The organism is Paenibacillus cellulosilyticus (assembly GCF_003182255.1).
GTDB classification, from domain to species: domain Bacteria; phylum Bacillota; class Bacilli; order Paenibacillales; family Paenibacillaceae; genus Paenibacillus_T; species Paenibacillus_T cellulosilyticus.
In genome coordinates this window covers 121,628-143,868 of record NZ_QGTQ01000013.1, presented here as the reverse complement: position 1 = coordinate 143,868, position 22,241 = coordinate 121,628, and the positions used below count along the sequence as shown (strand labels likewise).

The following is a 22,241-nucleotide window of genomic DNA, read 5'->3' as shown; positions in this document are numbered from 1 at the left end:
TTCGTCTATCACTATTCCGCTTGTATTCGTGGTTTGGCTAAGGAGTGCATACGATGAGCGACTATATTTTAGAGATGAACAATATCTCCAAAGAATTCACGGGCGTCAAAGCGCTCGCCGACGTTAATTTCAAGGTCGCCAGAGGCGAGATTCACTGCCTGATCGGCGAGAATGGCGCGGGCAAGTCCACGCTGATGAAGGTGCTTAGCGGCGTCTATCCGCACGGCTCGTACAAGGGCGATATCGTCTTCGAGGGTCAGGTGCAGACGTTCGGCCGAATCGCGGACAGCGTGAAGGCAGGCATCGCGATCATCTATCAGGAGCTGGCGTTGTTCCCGGACCTGACGGTGTACGAGAATATTTTCGCGGGGAATGAAGTGCGGCGTGGTGCGGTGGTCAATTGGAATCAGACGATCGTACAGGCGAAGCAGATGCTCGACAAAGTGAAGCTGGATGTGAATCCGGAAACGTTGATTAAAGATCTTGGCGTGGGCAAGCAGCAGCTTGTCGAAATCGCGAAGGCACTTAGCAAAAATGTTAAGCTGCTCATCCTCGATGAGCCGACGGCAGCACTCAATGAGAATGACAGTGAAAACCTGCTCGCGCTGCTGCGTGAGCTGAAGAGTCAAGGCATTACGTGCATCATGATCTCGCACAAGCTGAAGGAAGTCATCTCGATCGCGGATAAGGCGACCGTGCTCCGCGATGGGCGTACGATCTGTACGCTGGATGCGTCCAAAGGAGAAATATCCGAGAGCGTCATCATCAAGAACATGGTTGGCCGTGAGATTGAAGATATTTATCCGAAGCGTGCGAACAAGTCGTTCGGCAGTACGATTCTTGAAGTACGCGATTGGTCGGCGTACGATTCCAAGCTCGGCAGAGCCGTCGTGAAGAACGTGAACTTGCATGTCAAACAGGGAGAAATCGTCGGGATCGCCGGCTTGATGGGCTCCGGAAGGACGGAGCTTGCGCTGAGCATCTTCGGCAATCCGAAGTCTTATAAACTGCAGGGACAACTATCGGTGAATGGCAAGCCAGCCACGTTCCGGCATACCAGCGATGCGATTCGTGCAGGCATTGCGTATGTGACCGAGGATCGCAAGGGAGACGGGCTGTTCCTCATTCAAGACATTAAGAGCAACGTTACGGCCGCGAACTTGCATGGCGTATCCTCCAAGGGCGTGATTAACGCCAACGAAGAAGTGAAGGTCGCGCAGTCGTACAAGGATTCACTGTATGTAAAGGCGCCGTCCATCGAGCAAATCGTCGGCAATCTAAGCGGCGGCAATCAGCAGAAGGTATCGCTTGGCAAGTGGCTGTTCGTTGGCCCGAAGCTGCTTATTCTGGATGAGCCGACACGCGGCATCGACGTTGGCGCCAAGTTCGAGATTTATACGATTATGAACCGTCTGATCAGCGAAGGGATGAGCATCATCATGATCTCGTCCGAGCTTGGCGAGGTGCTCGGGATGAGCGACCGCGTGTACGTCATGGCGGAAGGTCGTATGAAGGGCGAGCTGTCGATTGAAGAGGCCGATCAGGAAAAAATCATGCAATTTGCAACGCAATAGGAGGATCATCGATGACCAACACGCTCAAAAACGCCAATACATCGTCGGTTCGTGGGGGGCGGCATAAGCTGCCAGCTTCGGAAGGAACACAGGCGAACATGTTCAATGAGGCGAAATCGCTGCTTAAAGTAAACATTCGGGAATACGGGATGTACATCGCCTTGTTCGTCATTATGCTTACATTCTCGATCATGACGGATGGACTGTTCATGTCCTCCCGCAACATCAGTAACCTGCTGGACGCTACAGGCTACACGGCGGTTCTGGCAGTTGGCATGACGCTCGTCATCATTATCCGGCACATCGACCTGTCGGTCGGCTTCGCGGCCGGCTTCATGGGGGCGATTGCCGCCATTCTCATGACGCAGGCGGGAATGCCGTTCTATGTAACGATTCCAGTCATTCTTGTGCTTGGCGTTGTGATCGGCATGTTTAACGGTGTGCTGGTCGCATCCGTTGGTATTCCATCGTTCGTCGCTTCGCTTGCAGGTATGTTGATTTTCCGCGGGGCGCTCCTGCAGGTGACCGAGAAGACGGGTACGATCAACGTTGACGATAGTCATTTCAACGCAATTGGCAATGGCTATCTGCCGGAGCTTGCGGAAGTTTCCGGATTGAAGCTGTTGTCGCTCATTCTCGGCGTAGTCGTTATTCTGCTCTACATTTATTTTGAATTCGCGAAGCGCCGCAACAAGCAGCGTTATCAATTTGAAGTGGTGTCGAAGAGTATATTCGCCATCAAGCTGGTGTTCGTATCAGCGATCATCGCTTATATCACTTGGATTCTTGCGGGATACAATGGCTTCTCCTGGACAGTTATCATTATGCTGGCGGTAGTTGTGATCTACCACTTCTTGATGAATAACACAGTGCTCGGGCGTCACATCTACGCGGTTGGCAGTAACCCAGAGGCAGCGCATTTGAGCGGCATTAACGTCAAGAAGATCACGTATATCGTGTTCGGTTCGATGGGCATGCTGACAGCGCTGTCGGGCATTTTGTACACAGCACGCCTGCAGTCGGCAACAACGACAGCAGGTACGCTGTTCGAGCTTGATGCGATCGCGGCAGCCTATGTTGGCGGCGTGTCTGCAGCAGGCGGCGTTGGCAAAGTAACCGGCTCCATCATCGGCGCTATCGTCATGGCATCGCTGTCCAGCGGTATGAATCTGCTCGGCGTCGGCATCTCCTACCAGTACATGATCCGCGGCGGCGTCCTCGCCGCAGCCGTCATCTTCGATGTCATGACGCGCAAGAAAAGAGGGTAAAGGGCAGCCGACGCGGGTGGACGCGAGGAGCTCATTTATCTACATTGCGCCCGCCTTGGCGCTCAGCAAGCCGCGCTCAACTTAGCACGAAGTACGTGCCGGGTCGAGCGCGGCTTTGTTGTGTTGCGATAAATTCCGCCAGCCGCAGCTTTCCGCTCGATTGTAGGCTAGAAGACAAACGTAAGCCCCTTCGCCAGAAAAGTAACGCTGATCTTGACACTAGAAGCACCTGTGCAGACTCGTAATCCCTGCGTTAGAAAGCAATTGTAAAAACCTTTCCAGATAAGTAACGCTGCTTCTTCCGCTAGAAACACTCGAGCGCCCCCTCCAGTCCCTAGCGCAAGAACATATCAACGCCGTTCCCCGCGCTAACGGACTATAGAGACCTTAATTGACCGCATTGGTCACTTTATATGCATAACGGACCTCACGAACCTTATTTGCATCAAAACCATGCGGAAACAAGATAAATTGGGCGAATAGTGACTTCTCAGTCCGTAAGCGTGTAAATGAATTGAATAGTTCAGCAATAGTGGCATCTGTGTCCGTTAGCACCATTCGTTTATCTGAGTAGCAACAAAGGTACCTCACGGTTGCCAGCTAATCGACTCGCAGCCCATATGTACGATACCTTCGCTTCCCGCTCGCGACATGAATCATTTCGAGATCAACAAGTGTTTTTAGTGTTCGCCTAGCATGACGGTCCGTTACGCGCAGATGCTCGGCTAGTTCATTGGGGGTGAACGGACGCAGTATCCGCCGTGCGTATCGAATCGCTTCCGCTTCAAAAGCGTTCAACTTGGATGGTGCATTCATCGATAAGAATTTGCCGACGAACGCCAGAACGAGCTGGTGGCAGCGCCACGGTTCTTCTTTAATGGATGGGTAAGCAATGGGGAGAAAGATCCAATCATCCAGCGCCATTAGGCTGTGCCGCCAGCACAAGTCTTTGAATCGCTTCACATCGAGATCTCTTGCATGTGGCCCATACCCTTTAATCTCGATCCCACCTTTAACGCCGCCACCTGGCATATAGGCAAGATCAACATAGCGGTAGCCGCTGTTGAAATCGCGAACCTCCCACTCAGGGTATAGGTGGTCGAAATTCCCTACCGTAGGGAACCAGACGGAACGCAGAAACTCGACCGTACCGTGGCCAAGCTCTTTCTCCAACAATTCTCGCCTCCGATGATGGTCCTCTTGTTCAATTTGCTGCAGCAGCCATTCCTCGTATTTGAGCTCAAACCTAGTCATTACGCTCCTCCTTATGGTCAGCTGGACGTAAAAAAGCCGCCCCGATACCAAGTATCGAAGCGCGTGTGCTTCACGACCGAATGTGATGCTACTAGTGTAGCTGGCAGCGACGCTACAAGAGGAGTGTGATTGTTACGGACTAGAGAGACCTTATTTGGTCAAATCGATCACGTTATAGATGTAATGGACCTCACGAACCTTATTTGCTTCAAAACCGTGCGGAAACGAGATACATTGGGCGAATAGTGACTTTTCAGTCCGTAAGCGAAGAAATATGTTTCATATTCGAGCATTAGCGTCACTGGAGTCCGTTAGCATAGGTAGGAACACAAAATCTTATCATCCGAGTCCGTCACAGTCAGTATCCGTCCGTAACAGCGCAATAAGCTCTGATCAGCCAGAGAAGATGGGCTCTAAGGCCGGAATTTGCCGAAATATCGTGAGTAGGAACGAACTTTCTTTGTCGAATCGCTCGATAAAATGAGACTCTGACTAGACTGGCTAATCCATCGAATGATATGATGGAAGCGGGTGATGAAAAGGATGAACAACGAGACGACCAATGATGAAGTTAAAGGCAATCAAACAGCCGAACCTGATCCGCAGTTGGTTGAACTGGTCAAGGCTGTTCATCATAACTGCCTTGTAGCACTGCGTATGCATTACAACGAAGTGGAAGGACATGTGGTAACACAGGAAATGTACGGCCCTGTATTCATTTATCACGTGAAGAACGCATCGAATCAAGTTTATTCCTGTGGCTTCTTCCTGCGTGAGCTGGTCAACCGATTCCAATCGGGCAACGATCCAGCTGAATGGCTCGCTTCCTTCTTCGTGGAACTGATGAAGCAAGAAGGTGGCAGAGGGATTCCTACGCCGCCGAAGAGCGAGGATGAAGCGAAATTCATCGTCGACAAAGTACTCGTACCGCAATGCGTAGCGTTAATTCGTGAAGAATTCGCTCCAGAGCCCGTACATGTCGATCTCGCGCTGCACGAGAAGTTTGGACCTGTCCTTGAAGCAGGATTCCCAAGTATTGTCGATGGGAATAATGTTTGCGCTTTCCCGCTGCATCTGCTGATTACGCACTTGCTGCTGAACCGCGACCCTGCGGAGCTGCTCATTCAAGGCTTGTACAACATTCGCGAAGAGCATGGCATTGAGTAATCTCATTCATGATGATCACACGAGCATTACGCTGTAAGCGAACCACGTCCTCTGACGTGGTTTTTTTTCATACACATGCGCAACAAAAAAATGCCCTAGGTATGTGCCCAGGGCAGGTGGAGAAGGCGTTTACAATTTGCTTTTGAGCGATAGCAAATATTTGAGTGCGATTCCGAAGGCACCAATATAGTAGCCTGTCAGTACGATCCAGCCGGTCGAGTCGAGAACAGAGATGCTGGCAAGCAGCAGCAGTGGGAGGACGTAATAGAGCATGTCTTGCAGGTAGCTGAGAATGAGCGATGGCGTAAAGTCTTTCGTTTTAAGTGCGTGATAGAGACCGACGAGGAAATCGAGTGCCATGAAGCCAAGCACGACCCAAAGTGAGTAGAGCATCCAGCCTGTGAGCAGCATAGTCATTATGCATCACCTCCTTGTAGGAGGAGTGGTTTGTGTTTCTAATCTATCATATGTAGCGGGATGTACATTTGCGCTAGGACAACTATACCTATTTGGCAAACTCCGTTGAGGGTTGGCGAAGAAAGTAACGAATGCAAAGGAAGAAGCCGTATGAAGACGTATTCATGCTTTGAAATGAGATTATATCTGTGAACGCCGTTCATGTTTGTCTTTACTACCGCTTTTGATAAGATGGATCGTGTAAGCTACCTAATGAACAGGGACGTGATTCGTAAGTGGCGAAGCTGACACCGTATTTTTACTCCGAGGATGCTAGATCGCAGGCCAATTTCTACGTGCAGGCGCTTGGTGGACAGATCAATGATCAGATGACCTATGGACAAGCACCAGGAACCGATGAAGCGCTCAAGGATCGAATCATACATATGTCGTTTACTGCTGCAGGCGTTAACTTCTTCATTGCGGATACGATGCATGAGCAGCCAGAACCAAGCAATGGATACGACCTGAACCTCGAATTTAAGACAGATGAAGAAGCGCAGCGCGCATTTGCGAATTTGTCGGAAGGTGGCCGCGTCATTATGGCGCTTGAGAAGCAGTTCTGGGGTACACTCTTCGGACGGCTGGCGGACAAATTCGGCATCAAATGGCAAATCAGCACAGAGGCGCAGCAGCCACAGCGTTAGTTGGTTGAAGTAAAAGGATCAAAGCTCAACGCGAATAGCGGTGAGCTTTATTTTTTTGAGTAGACAGAGAAAAACTTTGCGCATCAAGGTAGGCTATAGCTGCAACATTTTTCCCATAATAACGTCGGTATAGGAGAGTAATGACAAAGATCGGCAGAGAGGGGCATTTCACTTGCAAGGTTCAAAGTTCCGCAAACGAGCATCATTTCTAATCGTGTCATGTATGGCAGTCAGCCTCTTATTGTCGGCCTGTGGTGCCCAGAATGAACAGTCGGCAGCATCGCAGGATACTAATCCGCAGACTGAACAGGTCGAAAACTCGACAGCAGCGTCTGACGGAGCGAATGATGCTGCGAATGAAACGCAAGAAGAGGCGCCAGACGACAGCCAATCGTCAACAACAGATGAAGGCAAGGAAGACGGCGCGGAATCGAAATTAATTGCATCCATCCCTGAGAACAACATTTATATGTATGGCCTCGATAACGGAGTTGAGCTTCATATCGGCGACCTCGTTCAACAATACGATTGGATCTACAATACGCCAAGAGGAATCGAGCCTAGATTGGCTGTGAAAGATTACGATGCCGATGGTCATGATGAACTCGCCATCATTCTGTACATTGGTTCTGGCACCGGCGTTTCCGTCGAACAGCTGCATATGATCGAGATGGAGGAAGATCCGAAGCTGCAGGACCATCAATTCCTGGAGAATGACTACTTGGATCAAGTCTATCCGGCTATCTCATTCAAACCGATCAAGGAAGCGGAAGAGCTCACGGCAGAAGTGAAGGTCGGGGACAAGAAGACAGAAGTTATCATGAAGAATTATTATGATCATGATGAGTTCGGGGCGGCTAGAGATAACCTGGGAATTCGCGACATTGTGGGATATGGATTTGATGATAATAAAGATATTCAGGCGAGTTTTGGTATTGGTGTTTTATTCGAGAAGATTGCAACACCACAGTACATTGGTTATTTAAATGCCAATGTTTCCTATCAGGATGGACAATTTAAGCTGTCGAACTTCGAATTTGACGCTGAGAGGAATCTATAGCGATTGAGGAAACCTGCAGCAGCTATCTGACGCGGGTTTTCTTTCTGAATGAATTCTCTTCGAGATTTCTCCGCGAACAGCACTTGACAGGATGATCGATTGGAGATTAAAATCTAACCAGTTAGTTAGAAATGTTGCGAAGGCGGGAGCGGGCATTACACAGAAGGAACGAAAGTCGAAGAAAACGTATGATGCGGCGCGAACAAGAGAGCTTATTCTCGATGCGGCGGAACAGATTTTTGCGGAGCAGGGCTTTTCGGCTGCTCGGATTGATGCGATAGCGAGCGCTTCGGGCTATAACAAGAGCCTGATCTATCAGTATTTTACCGATAAATTAGGGCTGTACATGGAAGTCGTCAAGCGTGCCGATCAGCTCGGTGATCAGATGCTTGCAGATGTGTCGGGCGATCTCTTGAATGATGAGCAGCTAACGAAGGATGCTGGCAAATTCAGATTGTTTCTTGAAACAGTCGTACGCAGCACGTATGACTTCTTAGTGCAGAACCCGCGTTTCTTAAAGATTTATTCGTGGGAAGCCGCGGAAGGCTGGAAGACGTGGAATCAGATTGCGTATCGACCGGACGATATTACGCAATTCTACAATCTGGCTAAGCAAGCGAAGGAGAGCGGGCTGATTAGGGTGGATCTGGACCCTTATTATTTGCCGATTCTGCTGCTCAGTAACGTGGGCTTCTCTATGCAGCATTTTGCACGCTTCAATATTGATATGACAGGTGATATCGATGGCGAGTCTGGCATGGGCGGCAATTCCGTATATGCGCGAGAGCAGCTCGTTAAATTCGTTGTTTATGGGCTAATGGAACCGTCTTTATTGTAAGGAAATAAAGGCGGTATTCTTTTAACCAAAATATAAATAACTAGTTAGTTTTAAAATGAAGAAAGGTGATGATGAAGTTGAAGGTGCTCAATTTGCACAACAGTAAGACCAGATGGTGGGTGCTGGCGGTACTTGCGTTAAGTGTGTTAACAATCGGGCTTGATACAACCGTGCTTAATCTTGCGCTCCCGGTCCTTGCCACTGATCTTGATGCAACGACAAGTCAACTGCAATGGTTTGCGAATGCGTATAATTTAGTATTGGCCGCTATGCTGCTGCCCGCTGGAATGTTGGGGGATCGATATAGTCGGAAAAAGCTGCTGCTGCTCTCGCTAGTTATGTTCGGCGCAGCGTCCGTTGCTTGTGCGTACTCGTCGACCTCAGAGGCACTCATTATTTCTCGGGCAATACTCGGTCTAGGAGCAGCACTCCTCATGCCGTTATCACTATCACTTATTCCATTCTTGTTCGCTGAGCAAGAACGTCCGAAGGCGATGACTTTATGGGTAACAGCAAGTGCTTTGGGCCTGCCGCTAGGTCCCATTCTTGGAGGCTGGCTGTTGGAGCACTACAACTGGGGGACGATCTTCCTCATTAACGTTCCGATTATTATCGTCGCACTTGCAGCACTAATGGCGCTTCTGCCGGAGTCAACAGCTGAGAAGCGCAAGCAGCGAATCGATTGGTCTGGAATCGTCGCATCGAGCTTGGGTTTGACGGCGATAACGTATGGTGTCACACGTTCGGGTGACGAAGGCTGGAACGATGGCATTACGCTTGTTTCGGTTATTGTAGGCGTGCTGTTGCTAGGCGTATTCATTTGGCTTGGACGAAGATCAGCACATCCGCTCGTAGATATGAAGTTATTCGGTCGAGCAGGTTTCACATGGGGAGCTTCCCTGGCGACGCTCGTTAATTTCTCTTTATTCGGCATATTGTTTGGGCTGCCACTCTATCTGCAAGTGGTGCAGGGATTCGATGCACAAGCGGCGGGGCTGCGTATACTGCCGCTAATCGGCGGTGTCGTAGTTGGTTCGAGACTATCCGGTCTGCTATCTGCTCGTGCAGGAGAGAAGCTGACGATAGCGTTAGGATTTCTAATTGTTACAACAGGCTTTGGGTTAGCGGGTCTGACGGAGGTGTCGACGGGATATGGCTATACGGCAGCATGGCTCGTATGCGTTGGCGTTGGTTTAAGCTTTGTTCTGCCTGTTGCGATGAACGCTGCAATAGGCGCATTGCCTGAAGATCGGGCAGGAGTCGGTTCGGCGGTTATTATGGCGATGCGTCAGATCGGCGGCACGATCGGAGTTGCTTTTCTAGGCGCACTGCTCAACAGTATTTACAGCCGCAATGTGGATGTTAGTGCTCTGCCCGATGCGACGGCGGAAGCCGTCCATCACAATGTATCGTCTGGCGTTATCGCAGCCAGCGAGCTAAACGATGCTTCACTCCTCAAGTCTGTACACGAAGCGTTCGTCAGCGGACTTGATGTGATGATGTTTGTCTGCGGCGGTATTGCAATTGTTGGGGTTGCACTAACTGTACTTTTTTGGCCGAGGAAGGTAGAGGTTGTAAAAGGGAACGGGTTGGAGCAGTAGTAGTGTGAAATTGCAGTATGATTAGAAGTAAACAAAGCAAACAAAACAAACAAAACAAACAAAACAAACAAAGCCCTCATCACGAGGGCTTTGTTTGCTGCTGGATATACCGATTGATTATGGCGTCGTACCCCAGACTAATGTGCCGTTCTGGAATAAAGCAACCTTGTTCCAATCGGTGAACGAGGTTTTCGTCCCATCGTACGAGTAGTCGTTGCTCTCGTCGAAATTGGACCAATCCGATTTGGACATCCGCAGCTGGATTTCCCCGCTTTGCCCTGCGGCAAGGATGGAGCCCGCTCCAGAGGTGAAGCTCAGTTCGACATAAGTGTCTGCATTCGTGCCGCTGGTGGTGCCGAACGTAATGTTGACGTTCGAAGAACCGATCTGTGCCCAATCAATCCAACCATTCATTGCTGCCGTGCCATCCTTAGTGAAATAATACCTGATCTTTAACGTGCTTAAATCTACGGAGGTGCTTCCTGTATTTTTAATGACGAAAGAGGCTTTGATCTGGTTGTCGGCAGCGTTGGTGTCAGTAGCGCGATATTGAACGATTAAACCGCCTGTCGTACTGCTTCCGCTGGTTGGCGCCGCGCTGGCTTGAGAGGAGTTGGCGCTGCTGCCCATACTATTCGATGCACTCACAACGTAATAGTATGTCGTGCCATTCGTTAGACCGGTATTCACGTAACTCGTCGTTGTGACGGTCGCGACATCCGTATAAGGCCCACCCGAGACGAGTGCACGTTTCACGGTGTAGCTCGTTGCATCAGCCGAAGCTGACCAAGTGAGTGTCACTTGCGCATTGCCCGCCGTCGCGGTTACTCCCGTTGGCGCAGCTGGTGCTTCCATTGCAGCACCGCTTGTTGGTGTCGCACTCGCCTGTGCGGAATTGGCGCTTGTGCCCACGCTATTCGATGCGCTTACGACATAATAGTATGTCGTGCCATTGGTCACACCTAAGTCGGTATAGTTAGTGGACGTTACCGTTGCAATGTCCGTGTATGGCCCGCCCGAGACAGTTGCGCGCTTCACCGTATAGCTTGTTGCGTCGGTCGAAGCAGCCCAAGACAGCATGACATGCGAGTCATGGCCCATCGTCGACAGACCTGTTGGTGCTGCTGGCGCCTGGGTCGCCGCACCAGCCGGCGTTGCGGTTGCCTGCGTGGAGTTTCCACTGCTGCCAACGCTATTGGCAGCGCTTACGACATAATAGTACGTCGTGCCGTTCGTTAGACCCGTGTCCAGGTAGCTTGTCGTCGTAACGGTAGCTACATCAGTGTACGGACCGCCCGAAGTCGTGGAGCGCTTCAACGTATAACTTGTCGCGCCGGTAGTAGCTGCCCAAGAAAGCGAGACTTGCGTGTTGCCCGCCGTCGCCGTCAGGTTGGTTGGTTCTCCTGGCAAGGTTGGGTTCTCCGTAACCGGACCGATCTGCTGCCATGCATCGGCCGTTCCTGGCTCTTGTCCAAGGTTCCACCATTTCGCCTGCCAGATATAGCCGTTGTAAACGACTTGCTCTCCGGCATTATAAGGGCGAATGACGCTCCAATCACGGATTTCGCCAAAACGGTTCGGGTCGCCCGCGTAGCCTGGCGCAGGCGTTGTCGGCTGGGAAGGATCGATCGATAGGTTCACGTCTATCGCTTGGTAGAAGGCGTTGATTGTATCAAAGATGTCCCATACTCCGATGATGACATGATAACCTTCCCGATCGTTTGGAATGACGCAGTCATGATAGACATCGTCTGGTGGAATGGCGCTGTTGTCCTCATAACGGCAAAATAGCTCCAAATCGTCACGAGTGATTGGTTCGTTCGGATCCCAGTCTGGCTTCGTGATGTAGTAGTCCCAACGGTTGGTGCTGTGGTGCGCGACGATTGACCAGTGGAAAGTAAAAGGTCCGCCGCTCATGTCCACTTTGGCCCAGCGTGTCGCGGTTTGTTCAAACAGCGGCGCGTACTTGCCTCCACCAGTAATCTGGCCGTCCGGCACCCCAATCTCCGGGAAGTCCCCGCGGCCTTCCACACTCCATGGCTCATACATTACAGCACCGCAGTTCACGTTAACGCCGTCCATACATAAATCCGCTCGGCTGTCATCCACCCAGCCATGCGCCCAGGCGCGGTCCGTTAGCAGTAGGGAACATACGAGAACTAGAAGCAGAGCACTTGAGCCAACGATAAGCCTCATAATCTTGGATGATGGTTGTTTCAACCCAAATCGTAACGTCATTCATACGCCTCCCTTACGCTTAAATTGATTGATCGTACAGCAGTTCCGACTAGTCGATCACGCCAATTCGTTAATGAAAGGAACCACCTCCTTTCTCGGAATGGAGTCGCGGATGGAAGGACGCTTGGGAATTACTTCAGAGATATTTTACACATCGCGATCTTCAAGCAATGTTCTTTTGGTAACCTAATCCATGTTCTTAATGTTGCGAATGTATGGATGCAAAAAAAACGATCGATATTCCGAACATTGTTCGGAAATCGATCGTCTCTTGTTGTTACTATCGTACGCGCGCTTCCGTCAGCTTGAATTGGCCAACGAGCTGCTGCATAAGGACCGTAATAGCTTCGACGGTCTGTGACGTATGTCGGACGCTCATGATCTCGCTCATGAGCTCTTGTACCTTGGACTCGACATCAGTGGAGAGCGCACGGTTCTCCATACTGATTGCTGCGATTTTCTCCATCAGGGCGACAACCTCGTCGACGACCTGCGATTTACGGCTTTCCTCAGCGGTTGCAGCAGAGAGGAGGCTGGATGCGGCGGCAACGAGTTGGTTGCCTTCTTCAACAGCCTTCGTGCCATCGTCCATCGATTGGTAGGCTTGCTGCGCTTCTTTATAGATGAGCTGAATAATGCCATGAACTTCACTTGTCGAGCGGGTCGTCATGTCGGCAAGCTTACGAATTTCAGCAGCGACAACGGCGAAGCCTCGTCCATGCTCGCCTACGCGAGCGGCTTCAATTGAAGCGTTCAAAGCGAGAAGGTGCGTCTGTGCCGAGATTTCCTCGATCGTGTTCAGGACGGTACGGATCTGTTCGGCGGTATGGATAAATGTCCGAATGGTTTCGTTCGATTGCTGTACTTTGGCCGAAATATGGTGCATTTTATCGCCAATCCGTTCCACTTCGCCTTGTGCGGTAGCGATCTGACGATCTGCCTCTTGTTCGATGTAGCGAAGCTGTTCCCTCATTTCGCCGGCTACGTCTTTCGCCACGTCAATGTCCTTCAGCTGTCTGCGGATACTTCGCAGCATGACGTGCATATTCTGATTCACACGCTCGGTGGACTCCGCGGTGACGGTAGTGGAATGAATGAGTGCATGCTGGCTCGATCGCACATCGTCTGACGCGTGTTTGACGCGCAGCATAATATTTTCGAGAGAATCGATCATGTTGTTGATCCACTTCGCAAGTTCTCTCGTCTCGTCATTCTCGAAGTCGTTTGGTCTAAGACGCTGTGTGAGATCACCCTCGCCTTCAGCATTAATGCGGATAAAGCGATTGATTGCTTGCAGCCGCTCGACGACTCGCGTAGTAGCCCGCTTATGGACGAACGCGATCGACAACAATCCGAAGATGAGATGGGACAAACCAGCCGATACTACGATTGCCCAGAGAGGGGCTTGCGATGCAATGATCCAGATGAGCGCGGCTGCAGCAATTGCGGATACAGCTACAGCGGCTGCACCAAGCTTGAATTGGCGCCAGCCGACGCTGCGCTGACGGTACACTTCCTCCAAGTCACCTTCGCACATCATGCCCCATAGATCCGGACAATGCGGCAGCTGGAATGTAACGCCTTTGCCGATAACCGGAATGTGCCGGTAATCCGAGTAGCCAGGGAATTCGACGAACAGATTGCTGCCATTGCGTATCGTATTGGCAACGCCGGGGTGGAGCATGCCGGTTGCAGGGTCGGTGAACATTAACTCCAGCTCCGTGTGCTCTTTGACGGAGACGACACCCCAATCTGTCGTAATCCCATCCTTCAGGTTCTCGCCATGCGTGAAGGTTCGATCTTCAAACCGGCTGCGTGACAGTGCCGTTCCGGGTTGGATATGCTTGCTCAGCATCGGCTTGGCCATGAAGATGTAGTTATCGCCGGAATCCGGATAGACGTGTCCAGACTCCCGTTGAATGAGATCGCCAAGAACATCGTTTGGAACTCGGCCGCACAGTGCTCCGACCATACGGTCACCGCTGTTGATTGGTAGAATGAACATCACCGTCATGGCATCATGAAACGTTGAAGATCTAGCGCCGATTCGAAGCGTCATAGGATCGCTGTATGGTCCGAATAGGCAGGGGCGGCCTTGTGCTGGCTCCGCAGCGTAAGCAATGCCGGCGTTGAATGCTTGTCCTTTCTCATAGGTAGAGCCGATATGTACAGGGTAGGTCGAGTAGACGACGCTGTTCTTGTCGTCAAGCAGGAACAACTCCGTAAAGTCCGTTCCTCGGCTGTATGTTTCCGTAAACGTATGATCCAAATCGCTACGGTTATGATTGCTCAATAGGGCTGCTGCATCGGAAGTGGATAACAGCTGCTCACGAAGCCGCTCCAGGTGGCGCCAATAATCTCTCGCCCAGGAATGGAGCACGTTCATCCTTGTCTCTGCGATACCTTCGAATATCTCCTCAGCATCGGATTTTAAGCTTTCGTTCAAGCGATAAGAGCGCCATAGCGGAAGTCCTTTTTTGAATCCAAGCCACCCGAACATATCTACCACTCCTCATAAGTCAAGCTGTCTAAAGGTGTTATTTTACCTAACATAAGATCGATATTATAGGTATTATATATTAATAACGACAATTATGTCATGTAATATTACATATAAATCGAAATTTAAAATAAAACAGCCCCAACGTCCATCAAGGACGTAGGGGCTGCATTTGTTAGATCATCATAACAAGCATACGCATCATTAAGCATTCCGCTGCGCATTCAGCATGCTGAATGCTTTCTTATTGTTCCGATACAGCGTCTTGAACACCACGAAATCATGATCATACACGGCCTTGTTCGCTAGATTAGGCGTGTAACGAGCCTTCACCTTGATCAGCTGCTTCGCCTCATCTAAGCTTGCGATGCAGCCAAGACCAACTGCGATGACAACGGCAGCGCCGATCGCGCCGGCATTTTGTGGACTGTCGACCGTCTCAATCTCGCGCCCAAGCACATCAGCAAGCATCTGACAGGTGAGCGGAGCAAGCGCACCGCCGCCGACCAACCGGATGGCAGAGGATGTCTTGACCTTCAGGTCCTGGGCTTCCAGCTGCCAACGGAGATGATAACAGATGCCTTCGAGCACGGCGTGGATCATCTCGGTTTTGCCCGTATCAATGCCGATATTGAAAAACAGACCGCGCGCATTCGGATCCTCAAACGGAGAACGGTTGCCGTGCAGCCAAGGAGCAAATAGGACGCCGTTGCTGCCGGCAGGCACATCCTTGATTGCGTGCATCATGTAATCATACAGGCTCCGATGAATCGACTCCTGCGAGTCGGAGATCTGTTTCTTTTCTAAATAAACGCCAATCTCATCAAGTGCTAGATGATTCTTCACCCACTCCAGACACTTGCCGGCCGTCTCCAGCTCACTGAAGTAGTGGAAGCCGGTCGTGTTCGCTCCGACGATGGAGGCAATCATATGCTTCGCGTCGAGAATTTGCTTGCCAACGACTGTCGATACCCACCCGGATGTGCCGAGATAAATATGGGTGTCGCCTTGTGCAACGGCTCCCGCTCCAACCCCGATCAGTGCCGCGTCGCCGCCGCCGCCGAACACAGGCGTTCCTTCACGAAGCCCAAGCGCCTCTGCAGCCTCGCTTGTCAGCTTCCCGACCTGCGCTGTAGACGGCACGACCTTCGGCATGTGCTCAACCGCAACACCAAACAGCTTGCACAGTCGCGCACTGAACTGTTTACGGCCTTCACGAGGATCGTACAGCAGCGTCGCATAGGCGCTGTCTTCCGTCATGACGAACTCGCCTGTGCACCGATGGAGCAGAAACTCCTTCACATCGAGCCACTTATACACTCGTTCGAATAGGGCCGGTTCGTTGCGTTGCACCCACTTGTATTTCCAGACCGGATCTTTGACGCTGGCGGGGACGGCACGTGTAATGATGAGAGACTGGGCCAGCTTGCGAAGGTTCATCCCGCTGACGCGCAGCCCGTGAACAAGTCCTTCCCGATGCTCGCGCACCGCGCGGCTGTCCATATAACTCATCGCACGGCGAAGCGGTTCACCGTGCTGATCCACTAGAACTAACCCTTGCATTTGTGCGCAAAATGAAAGCCCCTGTATTTGCTCGGCCGCTATATCATGCGATTGCAGCAGCTGTCTCGTCGTTCGGCGCATGGCGTGCCACCAATCCATCGGTTCTTGCTCGGCGCCGCCGCCTTCGAGGATTGTCAGCTTATATCCTTCCATCGAACTCGCGACAAGCTTGATCGATTCATCGATCGCATACACACATGTTTTGACGCCGGAGGTTCCAACATCATACGTAATGACATAATGGCTCATCGCTTGTTAGTCTGCACCTGCCTTCATCGGCTCGAGCCAGGATCGAGCGGAGTTTGATTGGTCGTGTTAGCAGCTGACTGTCTCACACTAGCTTTCATGCGGAAGGTGAGCGGCAGCAGTATGGCGGTCATTCCTGCGAAAATCAACATCGGCGGTACGATCGATCCCGATGAATCAACGAGCAGCTGAAAAAGATAGACGAACACGGCTCCCGATACTTGACCCATGAGGAGAATCATCCCGAGCGAGGTTCCCTCTGGAATCGGGTAAGCAGCCTCGGAGCCGTGCTGGAACAAAATCGGTGCAACGCCCATAATGGCGAAGCCCGCGATGCCTGCAATAATAGCGACCCATGCCAGCTCTTTCCCATAGGTCAGACCAATGAGCGCAGGGAGGAGGATCGCAATCGCACCGATGAAGAATGGAACGCGAATCTGTTTTTTATCGGATAAGAGCGGCAGTACGACGGCACCGATAATACCCGCAACGATGAACACGGCACCAACGATACCGGATTGTTCCGATGTAAACCCACGTGGACCAAGAATCGTCTCGAGCAGCGTAAGCAGGGTATTGAAGATGCCAATGGAAACAAAGCTGACGAACAGAATAAGCGAATAATGACGGTTTGCTACAAGCGACTTGATCGATTCGAGCCGTACAGCCTCCCGAGGTGGCGTTTCATCAGAGATAGCGGATAACGGCTTTTCCTTCGTGAAGGCAATAGCAATAACTGCCGAGACGATGCCGATGATGGCGAACACCATGAGCATATCAGGAATACCGGAGCTCTCAGCGACGATAGGCGCTACGACCATCGGTACGACGAATCCGAGATATTGGGCCATCGTCAGAATGCCTGCTGCGGTTGACCGCTCGGACATCGGGAACCAGTTGGCTGCAGCTTTGGTCGTAATGTTCAACAGGAACGGCTGACCAATCGCGATAATGAACTGCATGATGAGCACGAGTGTCCAATGCTCCGCGAATATCGCTCGCAGCAGCCCGAACACCGCTGTAAGTACAGCGCCGATGATGAGGGAAGGGCGGTATCCCCACCGATCGATGACCCATGAAGCGGGAAGTGAGAATAGAATGAACATAAGCATATAGCTTAGCGAGCTCCACGTTATTGCTAGACTGCTTACGCCATAGTAGGCTTCGGCTTGACTAGCAATTGGAGCGAAGGACAGCCACATCGTCTCGGTCGAAATAATAATAGGCACCATCGCCAAAAGAATGATCCATCGGTAGAAGGAATCTCTTCGTATTCGAAACGCCGCCTTTCAACGGGAAGGTTTAGTGGCTTGCTTAGAATATTGCTTGAGATAGACGAAACGCATGAGCAAGCTTTCCCAATAATGAATCGGCTTCACGGTCCCGAGAAGGCTTGCGCCGATATGCGCTTTACAGTTTTTATCCAGCACCATACTGACTGCCGCAGCATCCTCTTGCGTGCTGCCGCAGCATAGCGCGCCTCGCCCGCGAATGAATACAGCAGAGGAGCGGCCTAAGGCAGCAACGACTGCAGCAGGATCAGCATCCGACACACGTGCGGAAGTACCGATTAATTGGGCAAAATCGTCCAGCAGCGGCTTCAGCTTCAGGTTCGTCTGCGAGAACGCCACGACTTCCGGGCTGCGGTTCCATGTCACGTACTGAACGTGCTTATGCTTCTGATAGATCGCTTCGTGAAGCTGAGCTTCTTCCGGCGCGCAGCTGTTTCGCTCGTCAAACCGAATCATTATTTCCTCACGCGGAGACTCCTGACTGAGTACGAAGCCGTTTTCGATACGGCGGCTGTTGTAAAACGGCCCATCCCCGCGACTCATTGCGTCCTGACGCATATCGCCCGCAAGCACGAATTGACTAATAGCTGCTGGTTCAGCGTGTGTATCACCGCTTAGTTGACGATAGACATCGGCCAAGAAACGTTGGCAGCCGCTCTCTAACGCCAGAGCGACGTTGAACGCTTCTTCATCGTTGACGCCGTAGCAGATCGCACCGTGATTTTTCATAATGACGGCACGACTGGTTGTATTCGCAAGAGAAGAAGCGATGTTCCGCGCCAGCTTCTTCGTGCTCGGCAGCGCATAAGCGCCGCAGAGCACTTCGCCAGCGAGCGGCCCCTCAGCAAGGACAACGGAATTAAATCCGCTTGCGCTGATGACCGAGGCCTCTGTCTGGTGCGTATGAATGACGAAGTTAACGTCTGGGAACTGTCGATAGACTGCTGCATGCGCGCCGCGCTCCGACGAAGGCTTAATGCTGCCGCTGTAAGCGCCGTCCGCAATCTGCACCGTTACGATATCATCGGGTGTAAGGGAGCGATAGTCCCGTCCGCTCGGTGTAATAACGAATTGTTCATGACTGATGCGATGGCTCACATTGCCCCAAGTACGAGCGATCAATCCGCTGTCGACGAGTCGGATACCCGCCGCAACGACGCGCTGTTTCGCTTCCTCGATATCGAAGCTGCTGCGGCTCATTGGTGTGCCTGCAATTCTGCCACATTGGCAAATACACGATCGAACCGGACGAGCGCATCATCAATCATTTCTTCCGTATACGCACCGCTCGTGTACATCCGGCTGCCCGCCAGCGTGACGATGCCTTCCGCCATATAAGCCGCGCCCATGTGTTCCATTTCGCGCTTGCGCTTGGACGTTTCCTTCAGTACATGTGGAATTTGCCATGGCTTCATCCAATCGATGGCGAAATGCATCGTGCCAACCGTCTCCAAGTGGCAGATGGAGCCTTGGTTGAATGCGACGAATGGCAGGTTGTATTTGGCGATGAGTTGTTGTAACCCAGCGGTGAGACGATCGGCCATTCGGCCGGACTTCTGAATCGCACCTGTACGTTCAATCTCGCACAACGTATAGTAGCCAGCTACGCAGCTTAGCGGGTTCGCCGCCATCGTTCCGCCGACCATCGCTTTTTTGCCGCCTCCACCGATGCCTGCACCTAGATACTTCATATATTCTTTCTTGCCGCCAAGTCCGCCGGCTGCTGGGTAACCGCCAGCAACCACCTTACCGAATACGGTCAGGTCAGGGGAAACCCCGTAATAGCCCTGTGCACCAGACATCCCGATACGGAATGCAGTAACTACCTCGTCGAAAATGAGCAATGCGCCGTACTTTCGGCACAGCTGTTCGACCCCTTTGTTGAATTCATAATCGACAAGCCGCGTGCCGCTCTCAGGACCAACTGGCTCGATCATAACGGCAGCCGTACCGCCGCGCAGCTTGTTGAAGCGGAGCTTCCGCTCCAGATCGTTCAAGTCATTCGGGAAAAATTCCTGCGTATGCTTGAAAACATACCGTGGAACGCCATGCGCCTGCGTCCACTTGGAGCCTGGGATGCGGATGCCGTAGGCAAGCTGGTCACTCCAGCCATGATAGGCGCCGCCCATCTTAATGATGTTCTTGTGCTTCGTTGCGAGCCGCGCGACGCGAATTGCGGCCATGCATGCTTCGGTCCCTGATCCGAGCATACGGAACATGTCGACGGACTCGATGCTGTCTGCGATTTTGCGGCCGAGCTTATATTCGTATTCATGGAACAGACCTGTTGATGGACCGCAGTCATTCAACAGCTCGATGACTTTCTCACGAACTTCAATCGGATTGCTGCCAAGTACCGTAGGGCCGCCAGCCTGCAGGAAATCATAGTAGCGATTGCCGTCAATATCGTACAAGTAAGCGCCTTCAGCTTTGGTGAACACTAATGGGAACGGATGGTTGAAGGCTAGGTTGTGCTGAACACCGCCGGGAATGATGCCGACCGCTTCGTCGATCATTTCTTTGGACTTTGTGCATTTTGCCGCGAAATACTCCTGTTCATAACGCTTCAATACTTCAGGCTTAATGGAATAGATCGGCAATTGAATCAATCGGTCCAGCTGGCTGGTCACAGCCTTTACATCAGGGTATTGCGAAATCGAAAATGTCCGGTCCATACATACCTCCGTTTAGTGTCTTATTGTGGCATTTCTTGCATGAACGGTTGCTTGCCCTGTCTGGATTCCATTCGTTCCCTCTATGAAATAGAATATGAGGGATTATTCGAGGTCTATACACGTTTGTCTAACGGGTAAACTCCAAATATATACCAAATCATTACGATTATATCGAACAATGTCGTATTCTGCTAGATTGCAGATAAAGAACGGAAACGGACATATTCCGCTCCTTACGTTTGTATGATGGAGGCATCAGCGTGAAGGAGGGGAGCGCATTGATACCGTTAATTGCGTTGATCGTGTCGTGGGCGTTGTTTCGTGTGATCGGTCTGCTTGGCGCTTCGTATTTTGATGAGTGGCATACCACACTGCAGGCGGCCGTTGCGATTATGCTGCTGTTGACGGCTTCCGCCCATTGGGGAGCGAAGCGCAAAGACCTGGTGCGGATGGTGCCGCCAGCTTTTCCGCAGCCTGGTCGGATCGTGTCGATTACTGGCTATCTCGAAATCGCTGGCGCGATTGGGATTATGATCCCAGCACTTTCGCTCTACGCATCGATTGGCCTTGTGCTGCTGCTCATCGCGATGTTCCCGGCGAATATATACGCGGCTCGTCACAAGCTTACGCTCAGCGGCAGGCCCGTACCATCGCTGCCGGTAAGGACGCTCATTCAGATTATATTCCTGACTGTTGTTGTGCTGGCGTCCCCATTGTTCAACTAATGGAATGGTGCTGTAATTATGCCAGCGGCCGATGGATTCGGCGGCTGGCTTTTATATGGGCGTGAGGCAATGTGTCCGACAGCATGAAGCGGATGAACGACTTCGTAGGCGATCTCAAGCAATCGCTCGATCAGATGAAGGGCATCACGTCGCTCGTGAAGGAAATTGCTGACCAGACGGCGGAGAAGCTGAACACACAGACGGCATTGCTGTAGCAAATAAACAAGGCTATCTCAGCGATGAACAGACCGGTAACGGCTGCGGCGCTGGATAGCCTTTTTTTCGTAGACGAATATATGCGGTATCAGATCCGGCATACTTCCTTCGGGCATGCAGGGCAATCCGGGCACTTGCAAATTTGCCGAAGGGCGTTCAGCTTGAGGACGACAATCCGGCCTTTGCGAATGTCGATCGTGCCTTCGTCCTTAAGGGCATTGAGCATCCGGTTCACGCTTTCGCGTGTCGTGCCGATGAAATCAGCCAGCTCCGTGTTCGTTAGCTTGAGCGTAATAAGAATGCCGTCTGCACAAGGAGCGCCATACGTATTGGTCAAACGGATGAGCGTCGAAGCGAGTGCGCCAGGCTTGCCGAACAGCAGCAAATCACGGAATTTCGAATCGGTTACACGGTGCATGAGCCCGACCCAGTTCAAGAAACGGACTGCCAAATCACCGTGCCGATAGAGTAGAATCTCAAGGTCGCTCCATTGGATAACTCCCAGCTCCGCCTCTTCCATTACTTCCGCACTGAAGCTATGAACGGTCCGCATGCCGTCCTCCGGCTCGAATACGATATCGCCTGCCTGCAGAATCGATAGAATGAAATCTTTGCCTTCCTCCGTCGACTTGCGAAGCTTCACTTTGCCCGAATGTATATAGTAGAGCTTGCCTGTTGGCTCGCCTTCCCAGAATAGATAGCTGCCAGCCTCAGCCCGTCTCGGATACATGAGCTCTTCCAGACGAGTGAACTGCTCCTTCGTGAAGAAGCGATCCATGCGAAGAGGACTTTCTGTCCGTTCTACGATAGGTTGTTTATAATTAATCGCTAGTTTATTCATAACGATCGGCACCCCTTTTATATAGCTGATACTTAAATTGTAAGGCAGCGGCACGGATTCGTAATCGGGGAACTTCCTGA

At 51.6% G+C, this 22,241-nt stretch carries 18 protein-coding genes; 9 read left to right on the top strand and 9 right to left on the bottom strand.

From position 1 onward, the window contains the following. The first annotated feature begins 53 nt into the window (after positions 1–53). Both DFQ01_RS17305 and DFQ01_RS17300 read left to right on the top strand, forming a co-directional pair. Complete coding sequence (locus DFQ01_RS17305) at positions 54–1,574, top strand: sugar ABC transporter ATP-binding protein (protein WP_110045141.1); 1,521 nt, start codon at positions 54–56, stop codon at positions 1,572–1,574. 98 nt (positions 1,575–1,672) lie between these two features. Next, entirely contained in the window at positions 1,673–2,842 is a 1,170-nt protein-coding gene (locus DFQ01_RS17300) for a sugar ABC transporter permease (RefSeq protein WP_110045172.1), read from the top strand. 600 nt (positions 2,843–3,442) lie between these two features. Here DFQ01_RS17300 and DFQ01_RS17295 read toward each other — a convergent pair. Then, entirely contained in the window at positions 3,443–4,096 is a 654-nt protein-coding gene (locus tag DFQ01_RS17295) for a helix-turn-helix transcriptional regulator (RefSeq protein ID WP_110045140.1), read from the bottom strand. Between the two features lie 543 nt (positions 4,097–4,639). Here DFQ01_RS17295 and DFQ01_RS17290 point away from each other — a divergent pair. Beyond that, positions 4,640–5,263, top strand: a complete 624-nt coding sequence (locus DFQ01_RS17290; RefSeq protein ID WP_110045139.1) for a hypothetical protein — start codon at positions 4,640–4,642, stop codon at positions 5,261–5,263. A 129-nt stretch (positions 5,264–5,392) separates the two neighbouring features. On the opposite strand, the gene DFQ01_RS17285 is transcribed toward DFQ01_RS17290, so the two are convergent. Beyond that, complete coding sequence (locus tag DFQ01_RS17285; protein WP_110045138.1) at positions 5,393–5,680, bottom strand: hypothetical protein; 288 nt, start codon at positions 5,678–5,680, stop codon at positions 5,393–5,395. A gap of 275 nt (positions 5,681–5,955) precedes the next feature. On the opposite strand from DFQ01_RS17285, the gene DFQ01_RS17280 reads away from it, so the two are divergent. From DFQ01_RS17280 to DFQ01_RS17265, 4 genes are all read left to right on the top strand, one after another. After that, positions 5,956–6,366: a VOC family protein gene (locus DFQ01_RS17280; RefSeq protein ID WP_110045137.1), complete on the top strand. Its 411-nt coding sequence runs from the start codon at positions 5,956–5,958 to the stop codon at positions 6,364–6,366. 172 nt (positions 6,367–6,538) lie between these two features. Continuing rightward, positions 6,539–7,426, top strand: a complete 888-nt coding sequence (locus DFQ01_RS17275; RefSeq protein ID WP_110045136.1) for a hypothetical protein — start codon at positions 6,539–6,541, stop codon at positions 7,424–7,426. Between the two features lie 91 nt (positions 7,427–7,517). Next, positions 7,518–8,264 (top strand): TetR/AcrR family transcriptional regulator, encoded by a 747-nt coding sequence (locus tag DFQ01_RS17270; protein ID WP_110045135.1) that lies wholly within the window; start codon positions 7,518–7,520, stop codon positions 8,262–8,264. Between the two features lie 68 nt (positions 8,265–8,332). Then, positions 8,333–9,865, top strand: coding sequence for an MFS transporter (locus tag DFQ01_RS17265; protein ID WP_245946761.1), 1,533 nt, complete (start codon positions 8,333–8,335; stop codon positions 9,863–9,865). A 117-nt stretch (positions 9,866–9,982) separates the two neighbouring features. On the opposite strand, the gene DFQ01_RS31690 is transcribed toward DFQ01_RS17265, so the two are convergent. The 6 genes from DFQ01_RS31690 to DFQ01_RS17230 all read right to left on the bottom strand — a co-directional run bounded on the left by DFQ01_RS31690 (position 9,983) and on the right by DFQ01_RS17230 (position 20,379). Continuing rightward, positions 9,983–12,103 (bottom strand): lytic polysaccharide monooxygenase, encoded by a 2,121-nt coding sequence (locus DFQ01_RS31690; protein WP_245946760.1) that lies wholly within the window; start codon positions 12,101–12,103, stop codon positions 9,983–9,985. Positions 12,104–12,383: 280 nt separating this feature from the next. Continuing rightward, entirely contained in the window at positions 12,384–14,603 is a 2,220-nt protein-coding gene (locus tag DFQ01_RS17250) for a methyl-accepting chemotaxis protein (RefSeq protein ID WP_110045134.1), read from the bottom strand. Between the two features lie 204 nt (positions 14,604–14,807). Next, complete coding sequence (locus tag DFQ01_RS17245) at positions 14,808–16,415, bottom strand: xylulokinase (RefSeq protein WP_110045133.1); 1,608 nt, start codon at positions 16,413–16,415, stop codon at positions 14,808–14,810. Positions 16,416–16,438: 23 nt separating this feature from the next. Beyond that, the gene (locus DFQ01_RS17240; RefSeq protein WP_110045132.1) at positions 16,439–17,644 is read right to left on the bottom strand and encodes an MFS transporter; all 1,206 of its coding nucleotides are present in this window, start codon (positions 17,642–17,644) and stop codon (positions 16,439–16,441) included. A 57-nt stretch (positions 17,645–17,701) separates the two neighbouring features. Continuing rightward, complete coding sequence (locus tag DFQ01_RS17235) at positions 17,702–18,904, bottom strand: class II aldolase/adducin family protein (protein WP_110045131.1); 1,203 nt, start codon at positions 18,902–18,904, stop codon at positions 17,702–17,704. Continuing rightward, a complete protein-coding gene (locus DFQ01_RS17230) occupies positions 18,901–20,379 on the bottom strand; it encodes an aspartate aminotransferase family protein (RefSeq protein ID WP_110045130.1) in 1,479 nt (492 codons plus the stop codon). Before DFQ01_RS17230 ends, DFQ01_RS17235 begins: the two co-directional genes overlap by 4 nt. Positions 20,380–20,657: 278 nt before the next feature. On the opposite strand from DFQ01_RS17230, the gene DFQ01_RS17225 reads away from it, so the two are divergent. Together DFQ01_RS17225 and DFQ01_RS31165 are read left to right on the top strand one after the other, a co-directional pair. Beyond that, complete coding sequence (locus DFQ01_RS17225; RefSeq protein ID WP_110045129.1) at positions 20,658–21,104, top strand: DoxX family protein; 447 nt, start codon at positions 20,658–20,660, stop codon at positions 21,102–21,104. 71 nt (positions 21,105–21,175) lie between these two features. Further along, positions 21,176–21,319: a hypothetical protein gene (locus tag DFQ01_RS31165; RefSeq protein ID WP_174812594.1), complete on the top strand. Its 144-nt coding sequence runs from the start codon at positions 21,176–21,178 to the stop codon at positions 21,317–21,319. 89 nt (positions 21,320–21,408) lie between these two features. On the opposite strand, the gene DFQ01_RS17220 is transcribed toward DFQ01_RS31165, so the two are convergent. Continuing rightward, positions 21,409–22,161 carry a Crp/Fnr family transcriptional regulator gene (locus DFQ01_RS17220; RefSeq protein WP_245946759.1) on the bottom strand — a complete coding sequence of 251 codons (753 nt, stop codon included), beginning with the start codon at positions 22,159–22,161 and terminating at the stop codon, positions 21,409–21,411. Positions 22,162–22,241: the final 80 nt, after the last annotated feature.